The following is a 9,182-nucleotide window of genomic DNA, read 5'->3' on the forward strand; positions in this document are numbered from 1 at the left end:
CATGGGCCGGCGAGCGGTCAGCTTAGTTCAATGCGATCGGCATGAATGACAATTTGGCCATTCTTGTACAACGCGCCGATGGCCTTCTTGAAGTTGCCCTTGCTGACGCCGAACATGCTGCTGATCAGGGTCGGATCGCTCTTGTCGCTGATCGGCAGGGTGCCGTTGTTGTCGCGCAACTTGGCGAGGATCTTCGAGTTCAGGCTGGTGGCGGCTTCTTCGCCGACCGGTTGCAGGCTCAGGCTGATCTTGCCGTCGGTACGGACTTCTTTGATAAAGCCCTTCTCTTCTTTACCGGCGCGCATGAACTTGAAGATTTCGTTCTTGTGGATCAAGCCCCAATGCTTGTTGTTGATGATCGCCTTGAAGCCCATGTCAGTTGCTTCGGCCACCAGCAAATCAACTTCCTGGCCCGGGGTGTAGTTGGCCGGAGTCTTGTCCAGGTAGCGGTCCAGACGCGCGGTCGCGGTGATACGGCGGGTGTGTTTGTCGAGGTAAACGTGCACCACGACGTACTCGCCGGCGGTCATCTGGCGCTTTTCTTCGGAGTACGGCAGCAACAGATCCTTCGGCAGACCCCAATCAAGGAACACGCCGATGCTGTTGACTTCAACGACTTTCAAACTGGCGAATTCACCGACCTGAACTTTCGGCGTTTCGGTAGTTGCGATGAGTTTGTCATCGCTGTCCAGATAAACAAAAACGTTGAGCCAATCTTCATCTTCGCTGGGAATATCTTTAGGGATATAACGATTAGGCAAAAGAATTTCGCCATCCGCGCCACCGTCCAGATATAAACCGAAGTTAGTGTGTTTAACCACTTGCAAACTGTTGTAGCGCCCGACTAAAGCCATTTCCAATACCCTCATTGCGTGGGCGGCATTCTACCCGGTTTTGCGGGCAGCGTTCGCCAGCCAGCCCGGTGGCGCACGAAAATCCTGCGAAGGCCTTCATTTTCCTGGGTTTTCACGGCAGGCTCCCGGCCGCTCGTCAGACGAATCCGGCGCCCTTGGCCAGCATCCGCTTCGCCAAATGGGCTTTCTCCCGGCGCGTCTTCTTATTTAAAACAGCAGCTTAGCCGGGTATTTCGAACAACAACTTGTGAATAATCGAGTGATGGCCTCGGTTATTTCAGGAGGATATTTGCCAAGCAATTGTCAAGTATTTCCTGTACGATGCCTGGCCAAGTTAATTTTCTACAGGTTAATGGCCGCCATGCGTGTAAAAGCATCCAACAGCAAAGCAAAGCCAGCTCCAGCCGTTGAAACCAGCGAATCGATCAACAACCAGATCGCTGCGTTCCTCAAATCCGGCGGCGAGATTCAGCAAATTGCCAAAGGCGTCAGCGGCCAGACATTCGGCCCGTCGAAGCAAATCACGCTCGGCAAGAAGTAATACCTGCTTTAACTGGTCCGTAAGCGCTTTGAGCTTCGAAGCGCTTGGACTGGAACCCTTCCGCCACACCCCGCAAAACCCATCAATATTTCAGAAATCGACGAACGGCCTTCGATGCCGAGCATTCGCCGGTATGCTTGCACACGTCTAGATTAAGCGTTTCAGCAGACTTTTGGTGACTGCTCCCTCGCTGTCATGGAGTGACGCATGCTCAAATTCTCCCACTTTTTGCTCGGCAGCCTGCTCTTGTCGTGCTCGGCCGCCCACGCGCAAATCTTCCAGCGCGAACTGGGTGACTTCGACCTCAAGCTTGGCACCACCCCCAGCCGCAGCATGGCCCAGGGGCTGGTCAAGCCTGCCAGCACCGGCTCATTCCACGGCGGCCTCGACTTAAGCCACGACAGCGGCTTCTACGTAGGCCAATGGTCACCGAGCGCCGGGCTGAATCCGGGCAGCAACCTCGAAATCGATTCCTACATGGGCTTTAAACAGCCTTTCGACCGAACCCTCGGCTACGAAGTCGGCATGATCCATTACAGCTATCCGAAAGTGGACACCCTCGATAGCCAGGAGCTGTTCGGTGGCCTGACCTTTCTCGGCAGCCGTTTCGGCGCCGCTTTCAGCAACGACTCGGATAAACAGAACAGCACGGTGTTCGCCGATCTGGGCGGCAATCAGCCGTTCGGCATCGGGATCAGCATGAAATACACCACCCACCAGCTCAACGCGCCGGTGTCCGTCGACGGTGGCATGGTCGGCAGTTTTACCGACTGGTCGCTGCAACTGTCCCGTGCGTTCATGGGCGTCGACCTCGACCTGATCTACAGCGACTCCAACCTCAGCGGCAGCGACTGCTCCGCCTACTCCGGGCATAACAGCCAGTGCGACGGGCTGGTGACCCTCAAGGCCGAACGCGCCTTCTATTGATTGGCTTGAACTGCCGGGCTTATCTTGCGTTCACATAGACAATCACATTGAAGAAGCCAGGCCTTCGCAAGGACTCGCCCATGTCGCGCTGGTTTAAACGCGTTGCCATCCTCATCACCATCACTCTGGCCCTCGGCGCGTGCAGCCGCGTGGGCCTGGCCTACCGCAACCTCGACGTGATCATCCCGTGGACGCTCAGCGACTACCTGGACATGAACGGCGAGCAAAAAGGCTGGTTCAACGAACGCCTCAAGGAACACCTGAGCTGGCACTGCACCACCCAGCTGCCGGGTTACCTTGATTGGCTGGACCGCTTGCAAACCATGGTCGAGACCAATCAGGTCACCGACGACGCGCTCAAGGCCCGAACTCAGGAAGCCAAGCAAGCCATCGCCCAGACTGCCCGGGAAATCACCCCGTCGGCCATCGAGTTGTTGCAGGGGCTGAATGACCAGCAAGTAGCGGAGATGAACGACGCCTTCGCCAAGGACCAGCGTAAACGCCAGGAGGACTACCTCAAACCATCCCTCGACCAGCAAATCAAGGATCGTGGCGCGCGCATGGACAAACGCCTGAACGACTGGCTCGGCCCGCTCAGCCCCACCCAGCAGCAACGGGTGATGGCCTGGTCGAACGCCCTGGGCGATCAAAACCAGCAATGGATCGCCAACCGCGTGCATTGGCAGAAGCAGTTCAGCGCGGCCGTCGCGCAGCGCCAGAGTCCAGAATTCCCACAACGAATCGAGACGCTTCTGGTCAATCGCGAGAGTTTATGGACACCGGATTACCGCCAGGCCTACGCCAATACCGAAGATCAGGCTCGCGGATTGCTGGTGGATTTGATGGCCGAGAGCACGCCGGCTCAACGCGAGCGGTTATTGAAGAAGATCGATGGGGTCAGGAAGGATTTCAACGATTTGAAATGTTTGAAGGCGGTGAAGCAGGAGTAACGTCGGCACAGTGAGATTTATCGCGGGCAAGCCTTGCTCCTACAGTCCGTGTGAATTGTAGGAGCAAGGCTTGCCCGCGATGCTTTTATCGATCTAAGCAATCTGCGCCTTCGACGCCACCTCATCAAACGTCACTTCATCCAGCGCATCCGCCTGTTCATCCAGCACTTGCCGTGGATGGTCGTTACCCGGAATGCTGCTGTCGATCAGGCTCAACAGACTCGAGCCCCGCGGCGTCAATATGTAGTTTGAGCCAGAGCCGCCCTGCTCTTCGGGCCGTGGCTCGATATAACCGCGCTCCAGCAGTAATTTTTCGTACTCGCCGGCCACCGCTTTCAGATGGTCCAGGTTTTCAGTCTGCTCGCCTTCGGACGCCTTCTCCGCAGCGTATTGCTCGGCATAGGCGCGTGGCGTGTAGCTGCCTTCACCGTGTTGCACTTCGTGGAGCAAGCGCTCAATCAAATCCCAGTTATAAGTTGTCATCCTGATTCAACCTCCAAGCCAGAGAGTGAGATGGCCTTCATAGGTTGTGACCGGCGCGGCGGGCAGCCGTTCAGCCGAGGTTTTGAACAGCGCTGACCGGCGGTATGTCGAATTTTGCACAGGTCAAACGACTAATCGGTGTAAGTGACCTCCCCAGCACTGCGCAGGAGAAATCCGATGAACATTCAGAATCATCCCGTCGTATCGCGAGAAGAATGGCTCGCTGCCCGCAAGCAACACCTGGCCCACGAAAAAGCCTTCACCAAAGAGCGCGACAAACTCAGCGCCGAACGCCGCGCCCTGCCCTGGGTGAAGATCGACAAGGACTACCGCTTCCAGGGCCCAAACGGCGAACTGAAACTGGCCGACCTGTTCGGCGACCACAGCCAACTCGTCATCTATCACTTCATGTTCGCCAAAGGCTGGGACGAGGGTTGCCCCGGCTGCTCGTTCCTCTCCGACCACATCGACGGCGCCAACCAGCACCTCGCTCACCATGACGTGGCGGTGGTGGCGGTTTCCCACGCACCATTGGCCGAATTCCAGGCCTTCAAGCGGCGCATGGGCTGGAAATTTGATTGGGTATCGTCGGAAGGTTGCGATTTCAACTACGACTTTGGCGTGTCGGCCCGAGCCGAAGACCTCGCCGCCGGAACGGCTACCTACAACTACGAAAAATCCGATTGGCCCGAAGAAGAACTCCCCGGCCTCAGCGTGTTTTATCGCAACGAAGCCGGCGACATTTTCCACACCTACTCCACCTACGAACGGGGTCTGGACATGCTGGTCGGCGCCTACAACTACCTTGACCTGACACCCAAGGGCCGCAATGAAGAGGAAATCATGGAGTGGGTGAAGCATCACGACAAATATGAAGACGGGGGGGCGTCCAGTTGCTGTCATGGGGGATAGCTCCCACAGACAATCTCAGGAATCCGGTGGCATCGGCTTTTTCACAAAATCCAGAAACGCCCGCAGCGCTGGCGCCATCTGCCGTTGACTCGGGTAGTAAAGGTAAAAACCGGGAAAGGCCGGCGTCCAGTCCTGCAACAGATGGACCAACCGGCCAGCGCTGATGTGCTCCCGAACCTGATGCTCGAACAGGTACGCAATACCAGCGCCCTCAAGCGTCACACGGGTGAGCATTTCCGGTTCGGTGACCACCAGCGGACCGTTGACCGAGATCGCGAGGCGTTCACCCGCACGCTCGAACTCCCAGCGATAAAGGCTGCCATCGGTGGGCCAGCGATAGGACAGGCACTGATGCTCACCCAAATCATGAGGCGTGTGCGGCGTGCCGAATTGCTCGAGGTACGCCGGTGAGGCCACGACCATCATTTCCAGGTGCCCGCTCAACTCCACGGCGATCATGTCCTGATCGAGGCTTTCACCGAGCCGGATGCCGACATCGAAGCCGCCCGCCACCATGTCCACCAAACGTTCGTCGGTAACGATGTCGAGGCTCACGCCAGGATAGGTATTGAGGAACGGACCAATTAGCGGCGCCAGGTAATGAATCGCAGCGATCCTTGGCGCATTGATGCGTAGCCGGCCGCTGGGCGTACCCGGCGCTTGCGTAACCCCGGCCAGAGCCGCGTCCACCTCATTGAGCGCCGGTTGCAGGCGCAACAACAGCCGCGCACCGGCATCGCTCGGCGACACACTGCGGGTGGTGCGGTTGAGCAAGCGCACGTCCAACCGCTCTTCCAGTTGGCGGATGGTCTGGCTCAGCGCCGACGCCGACATCCCCAAATGAGCCGCCGCCCGCACGAAACTGCCGTGCTCGACCACCGCGACAAAGGCCCGAAGCTGGGCGTATTCACTGCCTCGCATTATGTATGGTTTCCTTAATAAGTCGTCCCGATACTAACGCATTATCAAAGCAATCCCTTGGCGTAATACTGGATTGGAGTCCAAAACGGCAAGGAGACGACGGATGGGCAGATTTACCGGAAAACGCATTCTGATCACTGGGGGCACCAGCGGCATCGGGCTGGCGGGGGCTATCCGTATTGTGGAAGAAGGCGGAACAGTGGCAGTGACAGGGCTCAGCCGGGCGCATTTGGATGATGCCCGACGGAAGCTACCTGCCGGGGCCCTGGTGTTCCAGAACGACGCTTCACAACCGACAGCAGCCGAAGAACTGGCCAACACCGTCGCAACGTTGGGCGGGCTCGATGGACTATGGCTGAACGCCGGCTATGCGCGAGTCGCAGGGATCGAGGACACCCGCTTCGAGTTTTTCGACCGCATGATGAACGCCAACGCCCGAGGGCCGATGCTGCAAATCGCCAGCCTGACAAACCTGCTGAACCCAGGCGCCTCGGTTGTCCTCACTTCATCTACTTCTGCCTATGAAGCCGCGCCCCTGGCGAGTGTTTATGCGGCCAGCAAAGGTGCGCTGGTATCCATGGCGCGCTGTTTTGCGGCAGCGATGGGTGAGCGTGGTATCAGGGTTAATGTGTTAGTGCCGGGGCCTATAGAAAGCCCATTTCGGAGTTTTATGCTGGAGCACATGCGCAAGGAATTTGAGGAAGGCGTTGTAAACCGGCTGGCATTGAAACGCATGGGAACGGCGAGCGAAGCGGCGGCAGTGGCGCTATTTTTGCTTTCAGATGATGCGGCTTATGTTACTGGCAGCCAGTACGCGGTGGATGGGGGGTTGATGATGCGGTGAGCACCGTAGAACCCGCACCTTCTAAAAAAAAGGGGACACCCAAAAAAAGGGGACCAAAAAAAGGGGACAGATTTATTTTCTGACGATTGAACAGCCAAACAAATAAATCGCCCCCTTTTATCGTTCCTTTTATGGGTCTTTCTCCCGCCCTCCTTAGCCATAAACCAATCCCCACGTCTTTCCGCTGTTAATTTTTCTCACGGTAGTTTCACTGTAACTACTGAATCTAACGACTCAGGCAACCCCAGAAAACACCTCCACTGTTCTAGGACGATACGCCACTCCTGTAGGGTAAATTTTCCCTCGGGCTGTCCATTCCAATCGTCGTTGATGCGGATATCGACTTGTACACCTGAGGCGTCCATGGTCAGAACAACATCGTTCCCGCCTGTTTCGACAGACCTTTCCGAGCCGTTTTCGACAGATGCAATATAGTTAAGCAATTGATCGCAATCTTCTTGGATCTGGGCAATAGCGTCCAGCACAGAGCATATATACAGTTCATAGCGCTGTGCATTTTCTCCCGAAGAAACCATCGCCCCCCGGTAAAACACTTCCCCTGCAATAGCGTGGCGCCCCCCGTAAACATAGTAAAACTTCAGTACCATTTTTCTTTCCTGCTTTAAGGTTTGTATAGAGGGTAAACGGTAAACAAATAAATCCGTCCCCTTTTTTTCCAGACATAGCCTTAATGCCCTATCAAAGTCGCCTTCCACACGCCACCGTCTGCGGTAAACTCAACACGAAAACTATATTGATCGAAATCGTAAATAACCCAAGGTTGCACATATCCAATAAGAATATCGACCTTACCTCCGCCTTCTTTGCGGGGATGACCAAATTGATTAACGATCTCTTGGTGGTTCCAGGCTTGCGCTTTTTTTCCGAAAATATCTCCGTTGTATGCCGAGCACCCTTCGTGACTCTGTACAAAAAAATGCACGTGATTCAACTTTTCCAAGCGAAACCCAAACTCCAACCCCGTCTTGAGAAACTTATAGAACCTTGTTTTCCCAAGTGGATCATTATAACTTATTGGAGTTTCCGAAATTTTCGGAGATTCCTTAATTTTCAAAAAAACCTGTTTGACAGCCTCATCATTTTCACCTAAACACAGCGCTGCGACTAAATCCGGCCAAGAACTCATTACTTAATAACTCCTGTCTGACGATTTCTTTCCACAATCTTTGTGACGGTCTCTTCCACAGGGAAAAATGGGACAGATTTATTTTCTATCCATTGCACGGCCAAACAAATAAATCTGAGAATCATCTGGCCGGCCTCCCCACCTCACGGAGGTGGCGCAAAATTCAAGGTGCGAACTTAGACTTTTGCTGAGGAGGCCGTGATGAAATTCTGTGGCATAGACCTGCATTCGAACAACAGTGTTGTGGTGGTTACCGACGAAACGGATCGGGTACTGGTCAGTCGACGCTGCCCCAACGAGCTGACGCCAATCCTTTCGCTGCTCGAACCACATCGTGCTGAACTGGTTGGCGTCGTGGTTGAGTCCACCTACAACTGGTATTGGTTGGTCGATGGCCTTAAGGCGGCGGGCTTCGAGGTCAAGCTGGCCCACCCCGTGGCGATGAAACGCTACGACGGTTTGAAGCATCAGACGACAAGGATGATGCGACTTTCCTGGCGCATTCGCTGCGACTCGGGATTCTACCGACCGGATACATCCACCCGCCGCAAGAACGTGCGCTGCGAGATTTGGCACGAAAACGTATTCAACTGGTACGCAGTCGGACTCAGCACATTCTGGCGGTCGAGAACATCGCCGCACGCCAGTTCGGCCATGGTTTCAGCTGTAATGAAATCAAAGGCTTTTGCGCCACATCTGTTGACAGGCTGGGCCTGCCAACAGATGTGGCTTTGGCGATGAAGGCCAATGTGGTGGTTATCCAGACGCTCGAGGCACAAATCGCCGGACTTGAAGCGCGACTGCTGCAACAACCCAAACTACGACCTGAATATTTGTTGCTGAAGACGATGCCCGGCGTGGGTGAAGTACGGGCAACGGTCATCATGTTGGAAACCGGTGACATAGAACGTTTCGCACAGGTCGGTAACTTCAAACAAATAAATCCGTCCTTTTCTTCCATCGCTCAGGCCACGACCAAAGCGAGCAGCGAAGGACGGGAGGTTTTGCAGTAAGCAGATAAAACAACACCGGCACGAGGCCGGTGTCAGATCAACTCGAAACCTCTACACATTAGGTGCACCGACTAAAAGCCAAGCGTAAGGCCGCACCTACATCGGAAGGACTACTACCGCTGGGGATAATGACATAGTCACTCTCACTTAGTCCCTTACCACTCCAGGCTTCTAGCTTTTCGTGATGGCTAGGACGAATAGTTATCTGGTCCCCCTTACTTTCGATACTGCATTTTTTCATATCTTTAAATAATGCACGCTTATTCTTGTAGCTATAGCGCTCCAAAGTACTGCCAACCCATTGATCATATCGTTGACTGGTCAAGTCGTAGTCGTATAAATCCATATCAAACGTAGCTTCAGGATGAATCCAAACATCCTTACGCGGCTCGGGAAGCACAAATCGGCTATGGGCCAACGCATCCAATACCACAACACCTAACTCTTGATCACTGATTTCAGGGCTGGCGTGATGCTCGACACCCTGTGGATCAGCTCGACTACTCCGATAGCCAGAATAAGTTTTAACGTAAATAAATTCCTTATTGACTCCTGCATCCGCCCAGGCTGTTTTCACGACATCGTTCATC

At 54.8% G+C, this 9,182-nt stretch carries 13 protein-coding genes; 7 read left to right on the plus strand and 6 right to left on the minus strand.

What is annotated here, in order from left to right; translation table 11 throughout:
- Positions 1–17: 17 nt before the first annotated feature.
- Positions 18–854, minus strand: a complete 837-nt coding sequence (locus HKK53_RS12700; protein ID WP_054049140.1) for a CvfB family protein — start codon at positions 852–854, stop codon at positions 18–20.
- Between the two features lie 352 nt (positions 855–1,206).
- Here HKK53_RS12700 and HKK53_RS12705 point away from each other — a divergent pair, with 352 nt between their 5' ends.
- From HKK53_RS12705 to HKK53_RS12715, 3 genes are all read left to right on the plus strand, one after another.
- Positions 1,207–1,395: a hypothetical protein gene (locus HKK53_RS12705; RefSeq protein WP_017337097.1), complete on the plus strand. Its 189-nt coding sequence runs from the start codon at positions 1,207–1,209 to the stop codon at positions 1,393–1,395.
- A 207-nt stretch (positions 1,396–1,602) separates the two neighbouring features.
- Complete coding sequence (locus tag HKK53_RS12710) at positions 1,603–2,322, plus strand: TorF family putative porin (RefSeq protein ID WP_169371100.1); 720 nt, start codon at positions 1,603–1,605, stop codon at positions 2,320–2,322.
- A gap of 80 nt (positions 2,323–2,402) precedes the next feature.
- A complete protein-coding gene (locus tag HKK53_RS12715; protein WP_169371101.1) occupies positions 2,403–3,272 on the plus strand; it encodes a DUF6279 family lipoprotein in 870 nt (289 codons plus the stop codon).
- A gap of 93 nt (positions 3,273–3,365) precedes the next feature.
- Here the strand turns inward: HKK53_RS12715 and HKK53_RS12720 are convergent, their stop codons facing one another.
- The gene (locus HKK53_RS12720; RefSeq protein WP_169371102.1) at positions 3,366–3,755 is read right to left on the minus strand and encodes a transcriptional regulator; all 390 of its coding nucleotides are present in this window, start codon (positions 3,753–3,755) and stop codon (positions 3,366–3,368) included.
- Positions 3,756–3,932: 177 nt separating this feature from the next.
- Between HKK53_RS12720 and HKK53_RS12725 the strand changes: the two genes are divergently transcribed.
- On the plus strand, positions 3,933–4,667 hold the full coding sequence (locus HKK53_RS12725) for a DUF899 domain-containing protein (protein ID WP_169371103.1): 735 nt from the start codon (positions 3,933–3,935) through the stop codon (positions 4,665–4,667).
- Between the two features lie 15 nt (positions 4,668–4,682).
- Here the strand turns inward: HKK53_RS12725 and HKK53_RS12730 are convergent, their stop codons facing one another.
- Positions 4,683–5,588, minus strand: a complete 906-nt coding sequence (locus HKK53_RS12730; protein WP_169371104.1) for a LysR family transcriptional regulator — start codon at positions 5,586–5,588, stop codon at positions 4,683–4,685.
- Between the two features lie 103 nt (positions 5,589–5,691).
- On the opposite strand from HKK53_RS12730, the gene HKK53_RS12735 reads away from it, so the two are divergent.
- Positions 5,692–6,432, plus strand: a complete 741-nt coding sequence (locus HKK53_RS12735) for an SDR family oxidoreductase (protein WP_169371105.1) — start codon at positions 5,692–5,694, stop codon at positions 6,430–6,432.
- A 197-nt stretch (positions 6,433–6,629) separates the two neighbouring features.
- Here HKK53_RS12735 and HKK53_RS12740 read toward each other — a convergent pair whose 3' ends face one another.
- Positions 6,630–7,148 carry a hypothetical protein gene (locus tag HKK53_RS12740; protein WP_237150778.1) on the minus strand — a complete coding sequence of 173 codons (519 nt, stop codon included), beginning with the start codon at positions 7,146–7,148 and terminating at the stop codon, positions 6,630–6,632.
- A complete protein-coding gene (locus HKK53_RS12745; protein WP_169371106.1) occupies positions 7,121–7,579 on the minus strand; it encodes a hypothetical protein in 459 nt (152 codons plus the stop codon). The genes HKK53_RS12740 and HKK53_RS12745 overlap by 28 nt, the downstream gene beginning before the upstream one ends.
- 201 nt (positions 7,580–7,780) lie before the next feature.
- On the opposite strand from HKK53_RS12745, the gene HKK53_RS12750 reads away from it, so the two are divergent.
- Positions 7,781–8,320 carry an IS110 family transposase gene (locus HKK53_RS12750; RefSeq protein ID WP_237150779.1) on the plus strand — a complete coding sequence of 180 codons (540 nt, stop codon included), beginning with the start codon at positions 7,781–7,783 and terminating at the stop codon, positions 8,318–8,320.
- A complete protein-coding gene (locus HKK53_RS32640; protein ID WP_237150780.1) occupies positions 8,317–8,592 on the plus strand; it encodes a transposase in 276 nt (91 codons plus the stop codon). Before HKK53_RS12750 ends, HKK53_RS32640 begins: the two co-directional genes overlap by 4 nt.
- Positions 8,593–8,650: 58 nt before the next feature.
- Here HKK53_RS32640 and HKK53_RS12755 read toward each other — a convergent pair whose 3' ends face one another.
- Positions 8,651–9,181, minus strand: coding sequence for a contact-dependent growth inhibition system immunity protein (locus HKK53_RS12755; RefSeq protein WP_078482018.1), 531 nt, complete (start codon positions 9,179–9,181; stop codon positions 8,651–8,653).
- Between the last annotated feature and the right edge of the window lies 1 nt (position 9,182).

This window comes from Pseudomonas sp. ADAK7, assembly GCF_012935675.1.
In the GTDB taxonomy this organism is placed as follows: Bacteria; Pseudomonadota; Gammaproteobacteria; order Pseudomonadales; family Pseudomonadaceae; genus Aquipseudomonas.